Genomic DNA, 18,482 nt, shown 5'->3' with positions numbered 1-18,482 from the left:
AGCCGAGCAGGCCGGGCTGGTGGCGGCTCAGCGCCTCGGCATGGTCAGTACGATCCGGCCGGCTGCCCGACCGTCGGCCTGCCGGGTCCACGCGTCGGCGACCTCGGCAAGTGGCACGGTCTCGTGGGTCGCGGCGAGTCGACCGGCGGCGACGTGGCCGGCGATCTCCCGGATCGCCTGCGCCCGCCGCGCCGGGGCCAGTTCGTTATTGGTGTAGCCGAGGATGCGCAGCGAGCGGCTGCGCAGCGTCGCGGAGTCGAAGGGTGCCTGTTCGCCGGCCGAGCTGCCGAGGTTGACCAGCCTGCCGCGCGGGGCGAGGGTGCGCAGCGCGGCTGCGGCGGGTACCCCGAACAGCGGGTCGAGCACGACGTCGGCCGGCCCGTCGCAGGCGTCGACAAGCCAGCCGGCGAGGGTGTCCACGTCGTCGGTGTCGGTGAGGGTCACCACGGCGTCGGCGCCCAGCAGTCGGGCCCGTTCCCGGGCGGCTGCCGACCGGGCCGCCGCGACGACCCGCCGGGCGCCGTGCAGCCGGGCCAGTTGCACCGCGGCCTGACCGACGACGCCGCCGGCGCCGAGGATCACCACCTGCTCCCCCGGGCTCAGCTCGCCGCGCCAGGTCAGCGCCATCAGCGCGGCGACCGCGGAGAGCCCGAGGGCCGCCAGGATGGTGTCGACGCCGTCGGGCAGGGCGACCACGTCGGCGTCCGGCACGACGCAGTAGCCGGCCATGCTGCCGTCACCGGGCCGCATTCCGGCCGGCGTGGCGAACCACACGGGCGTGCCGTCGTCGAGGTGGCCGACGCCCTGCACCCCGGGCACGTACGGGGTGGCCGGGGTGCCGAAGTACGAGGTGCCGGTGGCGCAGAGGACGTCCAGCGGGGTGATCGGGGCGGCGGCCACCCGGACCCGTACCTGTCCGTCGCCGGGTCGTGGTGGTTCGCGACGTTCGACGACGGGCGGGCGACCGCAGGCGGTGACGACGGCGGCGTCCATCAGGTGGCGATGTCCGGGTACGGCAGCGAGAAGTGCGCCAGCCGGCGGGCGTACTCCTTCTGGAAGCCCAACGGTTCGGGGTGGTCGCGTTCGAACATGGCGATGAACAGCGTGAGGGTGAGGAACGGGTGGGCACCCAGCTCGAACAGCTTGACATAGTCGTGGGTGGTCAGGGCCTCCCGCTCGACCTCGTCGAACCGCAGCCAGGTGCTGGCCTCGGGGATGTGACAGTTGAGGATCTGGTTGGCGCGTTCGGCCTCCCACCAGGTGACGGTGCCGCGCGGGTCGTCCCGGTAGCGCTCGACCAGGTCGGGGTCGCGGTCGACGGTGTAGAGGAACTTGTTCAGCAGGTACCTGCTCATGCCGACGCTCCATTCGGGTACCAGGTGAAGTACGCCTCCATGGTGTGGAACAGGTCGAGCGTGTCGACGTAGTCGGCCTTCGCACCCTCACCGGCCACGCCCATCATCAGCATGAAGTCCATGAAGCCGTGGGTGGCGTTGCCGGGAGCGTGCAGGCTGTCCAGCGTCACCTCGGACAGGCAGCCCTCCAGGTCTCCGCTGGCGATCCACTCCACGGCCCGGCGATCGAACTCCGGGTCGGGCCCGTGCGGGCCGAACTGCCGTGGCCCGCCCAACTCCAGCGACAGGTGCCCGGTGCCGATCACCGCGACCCGCTGGTCGCCGGGCCAGGATTCGACAAGTTCTCGGATGGTCTTGCCGAGCTGCACGAAGCGTTTCGGCTGCGGCAGCGGCGGGGCGAAGATGTTCGTGTAGACCGGCACGATCGGCAGGTCGGCCTCGGGCCGCAGGGTGATGATCGGGCAGGTGATGCTGTGGTCGATGCGCAGCTCGTTGCTGTACGCCAGGTCGAAGCCGGCGTCGAGGCCCTCACGCAGCAGGTACGCCGACAGGTCCTCCTGGCCGCGCAGCACCATCCGGGGCAGGCCGAACTCGCGTTCCTCGTTGTACCAGTTGGCGTCGTAGAACGGCGCCTTGCCGATGAGGAACTGCGGCATGTTGTCCAGCCACAGCTGGTGGAAGTGGTCCGAGCCGACCATCACCAGCACGTCCGGCCGGGCCCGGGTCAGCGTCTCCCGGAACGCGGTGATCTTGCGTACCCATTCGTCGGCGAAGGGTGGCCGGTCCTCGCCCTGGGCGGTGCTGGCCCGATAGTAGAAGGGGTGGTGGGTGGAGGCGATGACCGCGGCCAGTGTGGCCATGGACGGCTCCTCTCAGGACGGGTCGGGGGTGGTGTAGGCGGCGTTGCGGTCGACGGTCAGGTAGACGTCCATGCCGATCGGGGTGCGGCGTTCCTCGGCGAGGTGCCCGAGCAGGCCGGCGGCGCGGGCCAGCAACGCGAAGCCGCGCAGCAGGTCGACCGGCAGGCCCAGGTCGGCCAGGGCCGCGCCACAGACCCCGGCACCGTTGAGCGGCAGAGTCCGGCCGAGCACCTCCGGGTGTACCCGGCCGATCGCCTCGAACAGCCGCAGGTGCGGCCCGCGCAGCTGCTCCTCCTCGGCGATGCGGATCAGCACCGGCGTACGCGGATCCTCGGTCTTGTGCACGGGGTGGCCGAGTCCCGGGACCAGCCGCCGGGCGGCCCGGGCGGCGGTGACGGCGTCGCGGGCCAGGTCGTCGAAGCCGGCATCGTCGGCGGGCACCGGACCGTCGACGGTGGCGAGCGTGTCGGCGAGGAACCGGCCACAGTCCTCGGTGACGCCGAGGAACCGGGAGCCGCCGCCGAGCAGTCCGGCGGCGAGGGCGCCCTGAAGTGACTCGGGGGCGCTGAGGTAGGTCAGCCGGGCGGCGATGGCGGTCGGGGTGAACCCGTGGTCGGCGAGCGCGACGAGCACCGCCTCGAAGACGCGTACCTCCGACGGGGTGGGGCGGCGCTGCGCGACCAGCCAGAAGGCGAGTTCACCGAAGCCGACGCGGCCCATCAGGTCGGCGGCGAGATCCTGACCGAGCAGCCGGATGCTGCTCGCGTCGGAGGTGCCGATGGACGTCGGGAAGCTGGTCACGGTTGGTCCTGCCTCTCGGTGAGCCACCTGCGGATCTCGGTGCCGTGCTCGTCGAGGCCGGGCGGTGGCAGGTCGTAGCGGGCCGGGGTGGCGGAGAAGGTGATCGGGTGCCGGACGCTGGGCACCGCCCGGTCGCCCGCGCCGACCTCGACGACCGGGTCGAGGTCGAGTTCGTCGGCGAGCGCCACCCCGCCGTCGATGGTGTTGATCGGGGCGCACGGTACGCCCGCGGCGATCAGCTCTCGGAACCACTCGTCCTTGCCCCGGGTACGCAGCCGTTCCAGCAGCAGTGGCCGCAGTTCCTCTCGGTTGGCGGTGCGGTCCTGGTTGCGCCCGAAGCGCGGGTCGTCGACCAGTTCCGGTACGCCGAGCACCTCGCAGAGCTTGGCGAACTGGCCGTCGTTGCCGGCGATGACCACCAGTTCGCCGTCGGCGGTGGGTAGCGGCTCGTACGGGAACAGGCTCGGGTGGGCGTTGCCCATCCGGTAGGGCACGGTGCCCCCGGCGACGTAGGCGCTGGAGTGGTTGACCAGCCCGGACAGCGCCGAGGAGAGCAGGTTGACCTCGACGTGCTGGCCCTGCCCGTCGGCGCCCCGGTGGTGCAGGGCGGCGAGGATGCCGATGGTGGCGTGCATGCCGGTCATCACGTCGAACACGGAGATGCCGGCCCGGTACGGTGAGCCGTCCGGGTCGCCGGTGAGGCTCATCAGTCCGGAGATTGCCTGCACCATCAGGTCGTAGCCGGGCAGGGCGGCACCGGGGCCGGTGCCGAAGCCGCTGATCGAGGCGTAGACGATCCGGGGGTTGGCGGCAGCGACCGTGTCGTAGTCGAGCCCGAAGCGGCGCAGTCCGCCGGGCTTGAAGTTCTCGATCAGCACGTCGGCCCGGCCGGCGAGGTCGCGGGCCACCGTCAGGTCGTCGGGGTCGCGCAGGTCCAGGGCGATGGAGCGCTTGTTGCGGTTGATTCCCAGGTAGTACGTGGAGACGCCGTCGCGTACCGGCGGCATCCAGGTCCGGGTGTCGTCGCCGCCAGGGCTCTCCACCTTGACCACCTCGGCGCCCATGTCGGCCAGCAGCATGGTGGCGTACGGCCCGGCCAGGATCCGGGAGAAGTCGGCGACGAGCAGGCCCCGCAGTGGACCACCGCCCGGCGTCGGATCCGGTTCGTGTCCGTGCTCCGGTGCCATCGTCATCCCACTCCCGACCGCTAGACGGACATGTGTCCGTGACTGCCGAGTATTGGAGCGGCAATGCACCCTGTCAACCGTTGACACCTGCCGGAAACGGCGCCCACACTTGCGCCCATCTCAGGTCCGCCCGCAGTACGGACAGCTGTCCGCAAAGTGGGCCGCCCCGACCACCGCTGGGAGTTGACCGCCATGAGCGCACCCGTATCAGGCCCGAGTCCCGACCGTCCCCTGCTGTTCCGCAACGGCCTCGTCCTGACCATGGACGACACGCACCGCGTCCTGCCCGGCACCGATGTCCTCGTCGTCGGCGAACGGATCGCCGACATCGGCGTCGGGCTGACCGCCCCCGAGGGCGCCATCGAGATCGACGCGTCCGGTGGCATCCTCATGCCCGGGATGATCGACACGCACCGGCACATGTGGCAGACCGCGATGCGCGGCTACGGTGCCGACTGGACACTGACCCAGTACTTCGTCTGGTACTACCTGGAGTCCGGCAAGCTGTTCCGCCCGGAGGACGTCTACGCCGGCAACCTGCTGGCCGCCGTCGAGGCCATCGACGCCGGTGTCACCACCACCGTGGACTGGTCACACGGCCTGCAGAGCACCGACCACGCCGACGCCGCCGTCGACGCCCTGCGCGAGGTGCCCGGCCGGTTCGTGCTCGCGTACGGCAACATCCAGCAGGGACCGTGGGAGTGGTCGACAAGTCCGCAGTTCCGCGACTTCGTCGAGCGTCGCTTCCACAGTCGGGACGACATGCTCGGCCTGCAACTGGCCTTCGACGTCACCGGTGACCCGGCCTTCCCCGAGCGGGCCGCGTTCGAGGTGGCCCGGGAACTGGACCTGCCGGTCACCACGCACGCCGGGGTGTGGGGCGCGACGAACGACGACGGCATCCGGCTGATGCACGAGAACGGGTTCATGACCCCGTCCACGGTGTACGTGCACGCCGCCACCCTCACCAACGACTCGTACCACCGCATCGCGGCGACCGGCGGCTCGGTGTCGGTGTCGACGGAGAGCGAGCAGAGCGCGGGCCAGGGCTACCCACCCACCTGGGCGCTGTGCCACCACGACATCCCGGTGTCGCTGTCGATGGACACCAGCGTCTGGTGGAGCGGCGACCTGTTCTCCGCGATGCGGACCACGCTCGGCGCCGACCGCTCGCGCGAGCATCTGGAGGCGCACGCTCGCGCCGACACCATCACCCACTGCCGGCTGCGCGCCGAGCAGGTCGTCGACTGGGCCACCCGGGGCGGCAGCCGCGCCCTCGGCCTGGACGACGTGGTGGGCAGCGTCGAAGCGGGCAAGAAGGCCGACCTCGTACTGATCAAGAACGACCGCTCGCCGGTGATGTTCCCGATCCTCAACCCGTACGGCCACGTCGCGTTCCAGGCCCAGCGTGGCGACGTGCACAGCGTCGTGGTCAACGGGCGGCTGGTCAAGCACGACCACCAGCTTCTCGGGATCGACCTGGCCAAGGCCCGCCGGCACGTCGAGCAGACCATCGACCATCTGGTCGGCGAGATGGGCGCCGAGGCGTGGGCCAAGGGCATGAACCCCGACATCCCGGAAACGAAGATCCAGGAGAACCCGTACACCTACACCGAGTGGGACGCCGGCTCGGCGCAGTGGAAGCATTGATCGGTACGTGACCCTCGGAAGGCAGGCAGTGATGGCACGCGACGCCCGACCCGACTTCATCGAAGCCCTCGCTCGTGGCCTCGACGTCCTGCGCTGCTTCCAGCCCGGTCGACCGGTGATGATGCTCAGCGAGATCGCCGGTGCGACCGGGCTGGCCCGGCCGACCGTCCGCCGGATCCTGCTCACCCTGGAGGATCTCGGTTACGTACGCGCCGCCGACCGTGGCTTCGCCCTCACTCCACGGGTGCTCGAACTCGGCATGACGTACATCAGCGCGCTGGGCGTGTGGGAGATCGCTCGGCCGCACATGCGACGGCTCGTCGCCCAGACCAACGAGTCGACGTCGATGGCGCAGCTGGACGGCAGCGACATCGTCTACGTGACCCGGGTCGCCGTACCGAAGATCATCACGCTGGCGGTGACCATCGGCACCCGTTTCCCCGCCCCCGCGACCTCGATGGGCAAGGTGCTGCTCGCCGCCCTGAACGACGACGAACTCGACCGGGTCCTCGCTCTGCCCGGCCGGTCCGGCATCACACCGCGCTGGCAACCCGACCGGGCCGCCCTCGACGCGTCGCTGCGTGAGGTGCGGGCCCGAGGTTGGGCGCTCGCGGACGAGGATCTCGCCCCCGGCATCCGGTCGATCGCCACCGGCGTCCGCGACGGCCGGGGCCGGGTGGTGGCCGCCGTCAACGTCACCGTGCACGCGGCCGAGACGTCGGTACGCACCCTCACCGAGGAGCACCTGCCACGCCTGCTCTGCACCGCCGCCGACATCAGCCGGGACTGGGCGATGCTCGACGCCGTACCCAACGTGCGCCAGGACGCGACCGTCGAAGCCGCCCCCGTTCCCGCCGCCCGGGTCGAGGCCGGCACCTGACCGACCGTCGGCGGTCCCGGTCGCCGCGTCATGTTTCCGGATCCGCCGCGACAGGTTGGGGTGTGTGGGGTGTCGGCACTGTCGAGCTGACCGCACAGACGGATCGCGCCCGCGCTGCGGTCGGTCGACATGCGCGCGTGGCCCGGGTGACGACCTGCCGGCGCCGCCAATGCCCCGCTATCGCCCGTCGCGCAGCGTGAGGACGTACCTGGCGGTGAACGCGACGGTGCGGTCAGCGTCCTCGGTCAGCTCGGTGAGGGCACGGGTGGCCGTGCCCCCCGGGATGTCGGCGAGGGCCTGGGTCAACCGGCTGCGTGCGGGCGGGGCGACGCCGTCGGCGGTGAGGCGCTCGACCAGGTGCCCGGCGATCTGCTCCGCCAGCGCGGGCGCACCGGCCAGCGCGGTCAGGGCGTCGGCTGCGTCGGCCTCGTTCGTCTCCTCGACGACCATCTCGATCAGGGTCGGGATCGCCTCGGCCACGCCACGTGCCCCGAGCGCGAGCGCCGCGTACCTGCGGACGACGGGGTCGGGGTGGGCGAGGGCGTCCCGCAGCAGCACGGTCGCGTCACCGTCGGGGATCTCGGCGACGGACTGGACGGCGCGTTTGCGTACCTCGGCGTCGGGTGCGTCGAGGCCCACCGCCAACAGCGCCGCCGCATCGCCGGCCGACTGCGCCAGCGCCCAGCGCAGCGCGCCGGCGACGTTCGGGTCCGCTTCGCCCAGCACCGCCTCGACAAGTGCCTCCGCCGGCATCGCCGTGTCACCGGCCGAGGACAGGGCGGCGCGCTGACGGTGCCCGGCGTCCTCGGAGCCGAGAGCCTGGAGCAGGGCGACGACCTGGAGCACGTCCGCCCAGTCGGCGGGTTGCGCGGCCCCGATCCGACGCAGCCGGGTGAGCAGCTCCGTCTGCGTGGCGATCCGCTCCCGGGTCTGCTGGATCAGGTCCGCCACGAGCCGCGCGGGGGTGAAGGCGGGATCGTCGAGCGCCCGCCTCACCTCCCGCAGCGACAGCCCCAGCGACCGCAGGCTCTCGATGTGGAAGATCCTCCGGATGTCGTCGCTTGAGTACTCGCGGTAGCCGACCCCGCTGCGCCCGGTCGGCTCCAGCAGACCGAGCGACTCGTAGTGGCGGAGCATCCGGGCACTGACGCCGGAGCGCCGCGCCACCTCACCGATCAGCACCGCCGGTCACCGCCGCCGGTCGTTCTCGCCGAGAGCCACCACGCGCTTCGCCTCCTCGATCGCGAACTCGAAACCGGCGTCCGGGTCGTCGAGCAGGCGTTCCGTGGCGATCGCGTGCCGCCGCACGCCGGGGTCGCCGTCCCGGGCCGCGGCCCGCAGGATCGGCGTGATCACCTCACCGAGCGCGATCAGCGCCCGGCTGAGGCTCAACTGCGTCTCCCGCCCGCCGCGCCCGAGCTGGGTCGCCAGCACGTCGGCCAGCGCCGGCTCGTCGCCGCCGGGTACCAGGACGACGGCCGCCCGCCAGGCGCTGCGGGCCACCTCGTCGTCGGCGTCGGTGAGCAACGCCCGGGTGATCGCCGGCCACGCCCGCCGGTCCCCGATCTTGGACAGGGTGTGCAGGGCCTGGCTGCGGGCCTGGGCGGTTTCCGAGCGCAGCTCCGCGACGAGCCCGGGGACAGTCAGTGCGGCCGGGTGCCGGATGAGGGCCCAGGTGAGCATCTCGCGTACGGAGAAGTCGGGCTCGACCGCACAGCGCTCCACCAGCTTGTCGATCAACTGCGGGTCGGGTGTCGTGCCGGCCGCCAGCGCCGCCCGCAGCCGCACCGACGGGTCGGCGTGCACCAGCCCACGCAGCATCCGCGCCGTGTGGGTGGCCTCCTGTGACGTCTTCATCCGGATCACCTCCTCGACACAGTGAAGACCTTGTCACTCTGTCAAGGTCAAGCCGTGGGTGCCGGCAGATCTCCGGGGGCACCCACGGCTCGCCGCGGCGTCCGGTCAGCGCTTCGGTGCCTTGACCTTCTGCTTGTTGTGGTTGTTGCCCCGACCGTCGGGCTTGTAGTTGCGCTCCACGTTGCCGGCCGCGTCCACCGAGAACCAGTGCACGGTCGTACCGACGGGGATGGTGAGCGTCTCGCCGCCCTCCCGGATGCCGGCCGAGCCGTAGAGCGCTGAGTCGTAGGTGGGTCGGCTCCGGTCGAGGGTGTAGAACACCGCCGCCGGTTCACTCGTGGAGAAGGTGACATCCACCATGCCCGGGTTGGCGCTCGCCCGCACCGACAGCGAGCTTCTCGGCCGCTTCCGGTCCGTGTCGAAGTCCCGGGCGACCCGCAGCATCTCGGTCAGGCCGTTGGCGAACTCCATCGTCTCGGCGTGCGCCTCCGGCCAGGCCGGCTGGAACGAGGTGCCGACCTCGAAGTTCCAGGCGTAGATGCCGTACTTGTACCAGAGCATGTCACCGGAGTTGCCGGCGGCCGAGTACAGCACGTCGGCGATCGGGCCGGTCCGGGCCGGGGTGACCGCCAGGTTGCGGTGCCGCTTGATGGCGGTCAGGATCCGCGACGATGCGCCCCAGAACAGCGACTCCTCGGCCAGCGTCGGCCGCGGTGCGGAGATCCGGCCGGGGACCGCGTACGAGCCGGGCGACCACATGAAGTAGTTGCCGGACGAGTGCAGGTTCATCGAGAACCTGATGTTCGGCCGGGCGGCCAGCCAGTCGACGTTGCGGTTCTCCGGCTCCGACAGTTCGCCCGGCCCGGCGTACGTGCCGCTGGTGCAGCTGGTCGACGCGCCCGCGTACCCGTCGAACAGGCTGTACTCGGTGTAGTTGCGGTTGTTGTCCACCCCCCACGAGTTACGGCCGAGAAAGTCCGCCGGCGCCTGCGGGGCGCAGTGGTTCGTCATGTTCTTGCGCTGGGAGTTGAAGTCGTAGAACGAGTAGTGCCCGCCGTCCGGGTTGATCGACGGAGCGATCCAGATGTCGAGGTTGTCGACAAGCTCGCGGGTCTTGCGATCGTGGGCGTAGTTGCGGAGCAGCCGCTCGGCGGTCTCGATCGTGACCAGCGGCGGCACCCACTCCCGGGCGTGTTCCTGGGCGTAGGCGAGCACTCCGAGCCGGGAACCGTCGCGGTGCTTGCCGATCCGGATGGCGTACACCGGGTGTGGGTCGCGGGAGACCGCCGCCGGTGCGGCGAGGCCGTCGGAGAGCGCGGTCCGCGCGGCCGGCGCGACCACCCCGGTGCCCGGGCTGCCCCGATAGGTGTACGCGGTCACCAGCGTCCCCGCCTGCGCGTTGAGCGCGGCGACGACCTGCTCGGCGGTGCTGATGACGGTGCCGCTGCCGTCGGTGGCGAGGTCGACGCGGACCTCGGTGCCGCTGACGGTGACCGTCAGGGGTGCGTCGGCGACGCCGGGGGCGGCGAGTTCGACGGAGATGTCGTTGCCGCCCTGGTGGCCCCAGGCCAGCGAGTCGACCGCGACCCGGCTGGCGTCGACGGTGCCCAGCACCGCCTGCGCCTTGCGCCGGTAGCCGTTGGTCCGGTGCGGCAGCTCGACGATCTCCGAGATCTTCGGGTACTGCGCGGCCAGGGCCTTGATCCGGTCGTACAGCTCGGTGGGGGTCAGGTAGCTGGCCACGAAGTCCTTCATGTAGCCCGGCCCCTCGGGGTCCTTCGGCGGGATCGGCAGCCACTCGTTGACCTTGGCCACCGCCACGTCACCGCTCGGACTGGTGATCCGCACGTACGCCGGACGGCTGGTCACCTGCGCCGCGCCCCGGTGGTAGAGGTAGACACCGGCATCGACGAACCGGGAGACGGTCTGGGTGCCGCCGGAGCCGATCTCGGTGCCCGGCCCGCTGTCCCGCTCGACGGTCAACGGGCTGGCGTCGGTCTGGCCCTGCGCCCACTTCGCCTCGACCGAGAGCACCTGAGTGTCGCCGGAGGTGTAGTAGTCCGCTCGGATGATCCTGACGTCGGCGACCGTGGATCGGGCGGAGAAGTCGGCGGCGGCCGCGTACTCCCGGTTCTCGGCCAGGTGGGCGGCGATGGTCGCCTCCCGCTCGGCCACCCGCTGCGCCGCGTCCTCGGGGGTGTGCAGCACCTTGCCGAAGGTGAAGCCGGCCCGGGTCAGCGTCGCGACCTCGTTGCCGGTCACCACGGCGTGCACGACGATGCCGTCGCCGGTGTGGGTGACGTGGTGGTCGAGGTCGACGCCGGTGGCCACCAGGGCGTCCAACTCTGCGCTGTCGGCCAGGATCACCTCGACCACGCTGGCCCGCTCGTCGGCCAGCCGGCCGAGGTCGGCGGGCGCGGTCACCGGCGCGGCGGCCTGCGGCACGATCGCCGCGGCGGGATCGACCAGCAGCAGCACGGCCGCGAGGGCGGCAAGTGCGGTGGCGGCGGGCAGCTGGGGTCGCCAGCGCAAGCCCGTTCGGACCTTGGACATGAGGCGGTCGCCCCTTCTCTCGGCACGCGGCGCGGAGGCAGCGGGTTCAGCGCGGATCCGCCGAGCCGCCCAGGGTGCGGGACAGCAACGGCGAGGCGCTCGGCGGTCGACGCTGCCCGCATCGCCGATTACGCAGCGTCGCGCATCCGGGTCGTAGGAGTGATCGAGATGCCGACATCCTTCGCCCGCAGATAGGGATCTGTCAATGATCGGCGGCCCCGCCCCCGGTGACCGCGCCCACCTCGCCCGACCGTCCCGGAACGAGTGTTTGACCTGCGTGCAGACTGGAGATCAAGAGCGTGAGGCTCGACAACGAGGGGGATCACGCGTGTCCGAGAACGCCATCGACCGGCACCACCACACCGCCGACCGTCCGGCCGACGTCACCGACCCGCTGCTGTGGCGGCTCGCCCTGGACGTCGCCGACGCGCACGCGCCGGGCGAGGACGGTGGCTGCACCCACCTGCTGTGCGCCGGCCAGAACTGGCCGTGCGAGCCGTGGCAGCAGGCCCAGCGGGCACTGAACCTCGCCCAGGGCGGCGCGGCCGACGAGCCTGCCGCTCCGTCCTCCGCCCCCGACGACACCTGGGCGGCCCCGGCCGCTCGACCGACCTGGTCGACGGATCACTCCCACCACCAGTCCGCCGCCTGAGCGACCGACCAGGACGGTCGACCGAGGGCTGTCAATGTAGTGTTGACGGGTGCGTGCGCCGCTCGACCAACTCGCCGGCATTCCGGCCACTCGGGAGCGGCTCGATGACACCGAACTCGACCTCATCGACCGGGCGCGGCAGGCCGGTGCGACCTGGACCCAGGTCGCCGAAGCCCTCGGCCTGGGCAGCCGGCAGGCCGCCGAGCAGCGCCGCCAGCGCCTGGCTGCGGCACGTACCGCCCGCCGAGCGGCGTCCGACCGGCGCTGGCCGGCCGAGGTAGCCGCGCTGCGCGGCCTCCTCAGCGACCTGCGGCGCTGGATCGACAACGATCGTCGCTGGGACACCCGCTTTCCGCGGGCCGCGCTGACCCGCCGCACCACCGCGCTCGCCTTGGAGGCCGATCCGGGCGGCCTGTACGACCTGGCTGCCCGGATCCGCGCCGATCTGCCGGTCGCCGACCCCGGTCTGCCCGCCCCGGTGCGCGCCGTCGCCCGCGACTTGGCCGACACACTGTCAACGCGGCGTTGACATCGTTCCGAACCATTGCCTCGGTTCGACTCAAGGCATGACGCTGTGAGCCACTCTGACTCAACTCCGGAGGGCTCGTGCGACGCAACGCGATCCTGTTCGTGGCAGTGTCCCTGCTGTCCGGCCTCGGTGGCAGCGCGATGGCCCTGGTCACCGGCATCTGGATCCTCGACCTCACCGGCTCCCCCGGCCTGGCCGCGCTCGTCGGCCTCTGCGGCTACGCACCCACCCTCGCCGGCCCGTGGCTCGGCGCTGTCGTCGACCGGCTGCCCCGACGCCCGGTCGTCATCGCGGCCAACCTGGCCGTCGCCGCCGCCCTGCCCGGCCTGCTGGCGGTGCGTGGCCCGGGTCAGGTGTGGCTGCTGTTCTGCGTGGCCACTGTCTACGGCATCGCGTACGTCCTGATCGACGCGGGCGAGAGCGCCCTGCTGCCGGCGGCCCTGTCGCCGGTCCAGCTCGGACGGGTCAACGGGTGGCGCTCCAGCGCCCAGGAAGGCGTCAAGCTGGTCGCCCCGCTGGCCGGCGCCGGTCTGTACACCTGGCAGGGCGGCCACCTGGTGGCCCTGCTCGCCGCCGTGCTGCCGGCCCTCGCCGCAGCCGGCTATGCGGCGCTGCGCCTGACCCACACCTCGGCCACGGCGGCGTCCCATGTTCGAGGAGTTCGCGCCGGGCTCACCGTCCTGTTCGGCGCGGCGTCCGTCCGGCGGCCGGTGGTGCTGGCCGCGGTCGCCATCGGCATGTCCGGCTTCACCACCGCCGCCGGCTACGCCGTCGTCACCGACACGCTCGGCCTGCCGGCGACGTTCCTGGGAGTCCTACTCAGCGCCCAGGGCGCCGGCTCGATCGCCGGTGGACTGGCAGTCGGACGGCTGATCACCCGATTCGCCCCGACAGCGGTGGCCCTCGCCGGGGCCGGACTCTTCGCGGTCAGTTGCCTGGTCCGGTGCCTGCCCTGGTGGCCGGGGGTGGTCACCGCGTCGGTGCTGGCCGGCCTCGGCCTACCGTGGGCGCTCGTCGCGGCCGTCACCGCCATCCAGACACACAGCCCCGACGCGCTGCTCGGCCGGGTCGCCGCCACCGCCAACACGGTCATGTTCGGGCCGATCGCGGCGACGACACCGCTCGGCGCCATTGCCGTACTGCTCGGCGCCCGGCCACCACTGGTCCTCGCCGCCGCCCTCTGCCTCACCGCCTGCGCGTTGACCCGGCGAGACCGGCCCGACCGGACACCGTCGTCCCCCTCCCCCGCGCCGGCTGACGTCCGGTCGGAGCTGACCGCCGGATCATCGCCCGAGTGCCTGGCGCATTCCGCTACGAGATGCGAGGGGGAAGCGCAACAGTCTCACCCGCCACATCGATCGCGACCTTGCCGCGGAGTGCATACAACTTCCTGTTTTCCAGGAGCTCATGAGCCTCGCTCATGCGAGCGAGCGGAAGCGTCGCGCCAATGATCGGCTTCACGAGACCGCGCTCCACCAGTGTGGTGAGCGCCTCCAGCTTCTCTCGGTTCTGTCGCGTGAAGACGAAGTGATAGGTGGCGTTCCTGCCCCACGCCTCGATGAGATTCTGCGGGTGCGCGATGTCGACGATGGTGACGAGGCGTCCGAAGTCGGCAAGCGTCAACGGGCTTCTGGTGAGCGTCTCACCACCGATCGTGTCGAAGACGACATCGACCCCCTTGCCTCGCGTCATCTCGGCCACGGCTTCGACGTAGTCCGTCGAGGTGAAGTCGATCGCCGCATCCGCTCCGAGAGAGCGCACGAACTCATGGTCAGCGGCTTTCGCGGTGGTGATCACTCGTGCGCCCATCGCCTTCGCGACCTGGATCGCGATCGTGCCGACACCGCCCGCGCCTGCATGAATGAGGATCGTCTCCCCCACGATGAGTTGAGTTCGCGTCACCAGGGCCTCCCATACCGTTCCGCCGACGAGGGTCAGGCTCGCCGCCTCCAGGTGCGTGAGGTTTTCCGGCTTCCGACCGACGAGGTCGACGTCGGCGACGTGCTGCTCGGCGTAGGAGCCGGGGCCGCCGAAAATTCGGGGCGTGTAGTACACCGCATCGCCGACCCGGAACTCGGTCACGTGGGATCCGACTTCCTCGACCACACCGGAGATGTCATGCCCGATGATCGCCGGGAGCGGCACATAATCCGCGTAGTCTCCGCGACGGATCTGAAAGTCGAGCGGGTTGACGGCCGTCGCATGGACGCGCACCCGTACCTGGCGGGATTCGACTCGCGGTACGGAGACATCGCGGAGTTCGAAAGCATCGGCCCCTCCGAAACGGGCGAGCACAACGGCTTTCATCGCATCAGTCATATCGATGTTCCTCGTCGTGGTTCTGGGGGCGCGACGCGCCGGTACGAGCTTTTTCTCCGTGCCGGGCGCACGATCCACACACTCTCAGTGTCGACGATGCCGATATCGGGGCTAGGCGGACACCTTCGTGGAAGGCCACCTCGCGGATCCAATACAGCCGGTGTTCGCGATGCGCCATTCAAGCGGGCCCATTCCGGCAGGTTAGCAGATTGGGCGTGGGCGGTGGGCAAAGACACCACCAGATAGACCATCTCTCGGGTGCGTTTGCCTGCGATCACGCGCGGGACAAGTCCATCGCCGCCCTGGACATCCGCTCGCGTTCCGAACACAAGTGCCGAGCGGCTCACCGCTGGCGGTCGACCTCCACCCAGCCAGGTCGGTCTGTCGAGCGTCGATGCGCTTCTGGTGGCCGCCGGACCGAGCCCGCACCGGGGGTTGTCACACCACCAGGGCGGCTTCCAGATCGCGGCGGGTCCATCCCTGCCAACACGTCGCACTCCGGCAGCAGCGCCACCATCGGCGCCCGTCGGCATTGTCAGAAACGTTGTGTCCTGAGCTCTCACACGTCTCATTCGGCCGTATGGTGACCGAGAGTGCTGTCGGGACATCTTCCATACTGAAGTGGAGTCGGTCGCGATGCGAGAAATCGGCGACGAGTTTTTTGTGACCATGGCAGAAGTTGCCGGTACGCTCATCGGCACATTCCTTATTGGAATCTTTTTCTACCTCGACTCCGACCTGCACAAGACCCGCCGGGGCGCAGCTGCGGCCGATCGTTACCTCCGCTCTGGGGTGCGGTGGGTCTTCCTGGTCTTGGCTGTGCCGCTCATCGTGTCCCTCACATTCGCCGGCCTGGAGCCGATATGGGGTGCTCTTACTTTCATCGCGCTCTCGGTCCTGCTGGTTGCCGCCACTGCCGACACGACCCACCGAATACTCGCTCGCGGCAGCTCAGCCATCTCGACCGCGTTCGTTGTCAACGAAGTCACCTCCACGGCAGCGGTAGTCGTCCTTGTCGCGCTGCCCTGGGTGCTTGGTGGCTGGGTGCCACCGCCCTCTGCCTTCGTGCCCTCGCTTCTGCTGGCCTTGGGATCTGGCTTCTTCAGCACCGTGGCGCTCGTCATGACTCTCTTTGGGCCAGCCCGGCAAGACGACACGCCTACATAGCACCGGCCCGGCTTCGACCTGCTTGAGGGGTGCTGCACATCGAGGTTCGAGGGTGGCGTCGGGTCGTTCGCGATCACCGTGTGAACGCCGTACGTGACATCTTCAACCTCGTCGACAAGGTCGAAGGCTCCCTCGACCGAGACCCGCACCGATCGCAACCATCGACAACCTTGATATCCGGTCGCGGTGCTCGCCGAGTGCGAAGTGCCATGTTCGGCGGTGGTCAGACCGGCGCCGCAGTCGCCTGCGCCCGCGTCATGCGCACCCACGACAAACGCGGTGGCTTGCCTGAGCTGTCCCCGGCTGGCGGTCGCCGGGTCCGGCCGAGCACGAGCCGCTCGGGCGTCGTGGAGTGACCCTTCTCGCACAACCTTGCGGAAGTGCGACCTTGAGTTGAGAGTTCAAGTCAGTACGCAGTCATACCGTGTGAGCAGGAAGGACGTGTGATGACCGAGAAGTTGACGGGTCGCAGTTACCGCTTCGACCTGGGCGATCTGAAGGTGCGGTTCACCTTCGATTCGCCGACCCAGGGCAGCTTTGTCGTCGTGCAGGGCGCGGGGCTCGCCCCGGACGGCCACGCGGAGACGGTGGTGCTGGACCTGCGGGAGATCCGTGAAGGCGTCTATCTGAACTCCTGGACCGAGGCGAGCGGGGCCACCGTGACGCACCTGGAGGACTTCGAGAACGGAACGGTCTATTCCAACGTGACCGTCGACGGCAAGCTCTACAACTTCGTCGGAACGATCAAGGAGGCCTGAACATGAGCCAGCACCCCACCGCCCAGGACGATCAGGCACAGCGGAACACCGACATCGTGCTCACCGCGATGCGGGAGTTGTTCACGGAGAAGGATCTCGGCGCGATCGACCGATACTGGGCCGAACCTTATGTCCAGCACAGCCCCCAGATGCCCAACGGGCTCGACACCTTGCGCAACGTCGTCCCCGGGCTGGAGGGCTTCTCGTGGGAACCGCAACGGATCGCCGCCCAGGGCGATCTCGTCTTCACCCACAGCATCGTCCACGGCTGGGCCCCGAACCCCGTGGCCATCGTCGACATCTTCCGCTTGAAGGACGGACGCATCGTGGAACACTGGGACGTCGTCCAGGACATCGTCCCAGCCGAGGACTCCGCCAACGGCAACCCCATGGTGTAGGCCCGGCAGGTCGACATGCCGGTACGTCGACGCAAAGATGGGCACCGTGACGGTGGGACGGGACGACGGCCTCGACCGGGCCGAGGTATGGCACGCCTTCGTGTTGGCTGCCCACCTTCTCGAGGTCGCGCTGGAACGACAGTCCCAGCGCGACGGGAGCATCTCGCACGGGCACGTCAAGTTGCTGGTCCTGCTCAGCGCCGCGGAGAACCAGACGCTGGGCCTGAAAGCGCTCGCCGGCATGCTGCGCTTCTCGCCCAGCCGCGTCAGCCACACGCTCAACGTCCTGGAACGCCAGGGTCTGGTCACCCGCGCTCGGGTACCTACGGGACGGCGAGCCTACGCGGCCACCCTCACCTCGCAAGGTCGGCTGCTCGTGGTACGCGTACTACGCGCGCAACGCGCAGAGATTCGAGACGTCCTCTTCGATAGCTTGGGCGCAGAAGATACCGCTGCCCTCGGCAAGATCAGCATGCGCGTCATCGACGTGCTCGACCAGTCAGGCACTTGACGATGCGCACTCTGCGCTGGTCATGAGTGCAGCTCGCCGAACGACGCGCTAAGGCCAGCGTCGGCGTGCTCATCTGGCCGCACTCGCGACGACCCTGCTGCCTCCGATCCGAATCGGTGGCAGGGCCTCAACCTGCTCGGCTTCGCACTTGTGCAAGTCCGTCAGGTCCTTCAGGACCAAGACGAAGCGGTGGCCGAGCCGCTGTCGGACGCCGAATGGACGGATCTGCCGCAGGGAGTTGCCCAGCCCACCGAACGGCGAGTCGTAGTTGCCGAGTAGCAGGTGCTGCCACCCGTCGATGCCACGCTCTGGCACGTAGAAGCCTGTAGCGATCAGGGTGGTGGCAGAGGCTGAAGGTCAGCGCCTGGGTCCCACCAGCGCGAGTCGGGGCCGTAGTAGATGGACGCGGCCCAGTAGTCCGCGTCCTCGTGGTAGACGATGTCCAGGCCGACGATCCAGACACGTGGGACGCGGCCCGCGACACCAGCGTGTGACCACTGGCGGTTGACGCGTGCCACCGCCTCGCTGTGGGAGATGTCGTAGCGGCGGGCCATCGCGTCAGCGATCTCTTCGCAGAAGGTCAGGGCCTCCGCGTCACCGGCGCAGGGGAAATTGCCGTGCGAGCGCAGCACCGACTCGTGCACCAGATACTCCTGCGGCGAGACCAGCCCGGACGTACCCCGCGCAGGCACGTGGACCCTGACTCGATCCCCGAGTTCATCTTCACGGAGGCCGTACTCCGCCAGGAGCCGATCGAGGTACTCCCGTGGTCCAACAGCCTCATAGGTGTCGTCGAACTGTCCTGCCGTGTCCACCACAACATCTTGCCGGCCGCCGCCACGAGTACGGCAACCGAGGAGGATCCCACCACCCGCTCATGCCGCCGATGGTGCGTCACGTTGCGTGATCCCCGGACGGCACTCGACGCGCGGTCTTGCCGATGTGCGTGTGCCCAGTCCGCCTCCGCGACCGGAACCGGAAGCACTCGGTGCGGTGTAGGCGACT

General features: G+C 70.1%; 18 protein-coding genes and 1 pseudogene. 9 read left to right on the top strand and 10 right to left on the bottom strand.

Translation table 11 applies throughout. The features are described 5' to 3' along the window. Window positions 1-27 precede the first annotated feature (27 nt). The 5 genes from KBX00_RS19220 to KBX00_RS19200 are packed head-to-tail and all read right to left on the bottom strand — an operon-like array spanning window position 28 to window position 4,209. A complete protein-coding gene (locus tag KBX00_RS19220) occupies window positions 28-993 on the bottom strand; it encodes a zinc-binding alcohol dehydrogenase family protein (protein ID WP_301548239.1) in 966 nt (321 codons plus the stop codon). Next, the gene (locus KBX00_RS19215) at window positions 993-1,355 is read right to left on the bottom strand and encodes a hypothetical protein (RefSeq protein WP_210828911.1); all 363 of its coding nucleotides are present in this window, start codon (window positions 1,353-1,355) and stop codon (window positions 993-995) included. The genes KBX00_RS19220 and KBX00_RS19215 overlap by 1 nt, the downstream gene beginning before the upstream one ends. Next, window positions 1,352-2,215 (bottom strand): extradiol ring-cleavage dioxygenase, encoded by an 864-nt coding sequence (locus KBX00_RS19210; RefSeq protein WP_210828910.1) that lies wholly within the window; start codon window positions 2,213-2,215, stop codon window positions 1,352-1,354. Before KBX00_RS19210 ends, KBX00_RS19215 begins: the two co-directional genes overlap by 4 nt. 12 nt (window positions 2,216-2,227) lie before the next feature. After that, window positions 2,228-3,016 carry a citryl-CoA lyase gene (locus KBX00_RS19205; protein WP_210828909.1) on the bottom strand — a complete coding sequence of 263 codons (789 nt, stop codon included), beginning with the start codon at window positions 3,014-3,016 and terminating at the stop codon, window positions 2,228-2,230. Next, window positions 3,013-4,209: a CaiB/BaiF CoA-transferase family protein gene (locus KBX00_RS19200; RefSeq protein ID WP_301548238.1), complete on the bottom strand. Its 1,197-nt coding sequence runs from the start codon at window positions 4,207-4,209 to the stop codon at window positions 3,013-3,015. Before KBX00_RS19200 ends, KBX00_RS19205 begins: the two co-directional genes overlap by 4 nt. A gap of 186 nt (window positions 4,210-4,395) precedes the next feature. Here KBX00_RS19200 and KBX00_RS19195 point away from each other — a divergent pair, with 186 nt between their 5' ends. Further along, the gene (locus KBX00_RS19195; protein ID WP_210828901.1) at window positions 4,396-5,853 is read left to right on the top strand and encodes an amidohydrolase family protein; all 1,458 of its coding nucleotides are present in this window, start codon (window positions 4,396-4,398) and stop codon (window positions 5,851-5,853) included. Between the two features lie 31 nt (window positions 5,854-5,884). After that, on the top strand, window positions 5,885-6,733 hold the full coding sequence (locus KBX00_RS19190; RefSeq protein ID WP_210828897.1) for an IclR family transcriptional regulator C-terminal domain-containing protein: 849 nt from the start codon (window positions 5,885-5,887) through the stop codon (window positions 6,731-6,733). Window positions 6,734-6,910: 177 nt separating this feature from the next. Here the strand turns inward: KBX00_RS19190 and KBX00_RS19185 are convergent, their stop codons facing one another. The 3 genes from KBX00_RS19185 to KBX00_RS19175 all read right to left on the bottom strand — a co-directional run bounded on the left by KBX00_RS19185 (window position 6,911) and on the right by KBX00_RS19175 (window position 11,143). Beyond that, on the bottom strand, window positions 6,911-7,915 hold the full coding sequence (locus KBX00_RS19185) for a MerR family transcriptional regulator (RefSeq protein ID WP_210828895.1): 1,005 nt from the start codon (window positions 7,913-7,915) through the stop codon (window positions 6,911-6,913). A 6-nt stretch (window positions 7,916-7,921) separates the two neighbouring features. Continuing rightward, window positions 7,922-8,590, bottom strand: coding sequence for a HEAT repeat domain-containing protein (locus tag KBX00_RS19180; RefSeq protein WP_374225329.1), 669 nt, complete (start codon window positions 8,588-8,590; stop codon window positions 7,922-7,924). A gap of 105 nt (window positions 8,591-8,695) precedes the next feature. Next, window positions 8,696-11,143, bottom strand: a complete 2,448-nt coding sequence (locus KBX00_RS19175) for a M14 family metallopeptidase (protein WP_210828893.1) — start codon at window positions 11,141-11,143, stop codon at window positions 8,696-8,698. A gap of 328 nt (window positions 11,144-11,471) precedes the next feature. Here KBX00_RS19175 and KBX00_RS19170 point away from each other — a divergent pair, with 328 nt between their 5' ends. The 3 genes from KBX00_RS19170 (at window position 11,472) to KBX00_RS29390 (ending at window position 13,775) form a co-directional block, all read left to right on the top strand. Next, window positions 11,472-11,795: a hypothetical protein gene (locus KBX00_RS19170; RefSeq protein ID WP_210828891.1), complete on the top strand. Its 324-nt coding sequence runs from the start codon at window positions 11,472-11,474 to the stop codon at window positions 11,793-11,795. Between the two features lie 49 nt (window positions 11,796-11,844). Continuing rightward, entirely contained in the window at window positions 11,845-12,324 is a 480-nt protein-coding gene (locus tag KBX00_RS19165) for a hypothetical protein (RefSeq protein ID WP_210828889.1), read from the top strand. A 77-nt stretch (window positions 12,325-12,401) separates the two neighbouring features. Further along, on the top strand, window positions 12,402-13,775 hold the full coding sequence (locus tag KBX00_RS29390; RefSeq protein WP_307868899.1) for an MFS transporter: 1,374 nt from the start codon (window positions 12,402-12,404) through the stop codon (window positions 13,773-13,775). On the opposite strand, the pseudogene KBX00_RS19160 reads toward KBX00_RS29390, so the two are convergent. Next, a pseudogene (locus tag KBX00_RS19160) lies at window positions 13,771-14,631 on the bottom strand (zinc-dependent alcohol dehydrogenase family protein); the annotation flags it as partial. The gene KBX00_RS29390 and the pseudogene KBX00_RS19160 sit on opposite strands and share 5 nt — an antisense overlap. 633 nt (window positions 14,632-15,264) lie before the next feature. On the opposite strand from KBX00_RS19160, the gene KBX00_RS19155 reads away from it, so the two are divergent. From KBX00_RS19155 to KBX00_RS19140, 4 genes are all read left to right on the top strand, one after another. Then, complete coding sequence (locus KBX00_RS19155; protein ID WP_210828887.1) at window positions 15,265-15,810, top strand: hypothetical protein; 546 nt, start codon at window positions 15,265-15,267, stop codon at window positions 15,808-15,810. A gap of 446 nt (window positions 15,811-16,256) precedes the next feature. Then, window positions 16,257-16,568, top strand: a complete 312-nt coding sequence (locus tag KBX00_RS19150; RefSeq protein ID WP_210828886.1) for a hypothetical protein — start codon at window positions 16,257-16,259, stop codon at window positions 16,566-16,568. Between the two features lie 2 nt (window positions 16,569-16,570). Next, the gene (locus KBX00_RS19145; RefSeq protein ID WP_210828885.1) at window positions 16,571-16,966 is read left to right on the top strand and encodes a nuclear transport factor 2 family protein; all 396 of its coding nucleotides are present in this window, start codon (window positions 16,571-16,573) and stop codon (window positions 16,964-16,966) included. Between the two features lie 37 nt (window positions 16,967-17,003). Further along, on the top strand, window positions 17,004-17,477 hold the full coding sequence (locus KBX00_RS19140; RefSeq protein ID WP_210828884.1) for a MarR family winged helix-turn-helix transcriptional regulator: 474 nt from the start codon (window positions 17,004-17,006) through the stop codon (window positions 17,475-17,477). Between the two features lie 332 nt (window positions 17,478-17,809). On the opposite strand, the gene KBX00_RS19135 is transcribed toward KBX00_RS19140, so the two are convergent. Then, window positions 17,810-18,169, bottom strand: coding sequence for a hypothetical protein (locus tag KBX00_RS19135; protein WP_210828883.1), 360 nt, complete (start codon window positions 18,167-18,169; stop codon window positions 17,810-17,812). Window positions 18,170-18,482 lie beyond the last annotated feature (313 nt).

This window comes from Micromonospora sp. C95 (genome assembly GCF_018070465.1).
Taxonomy (GTDB): domain Bacteria; phylum Actinomycetota; class Actinomycetes; order Mycobacteriales; family Micromonosporaceae; genus Micromonospora.
The sequence above is the reverse complement of the archived record's forward strand: the minus strand, read 5'-3'. Positions and strand labels throughout refer to the sequence as shown.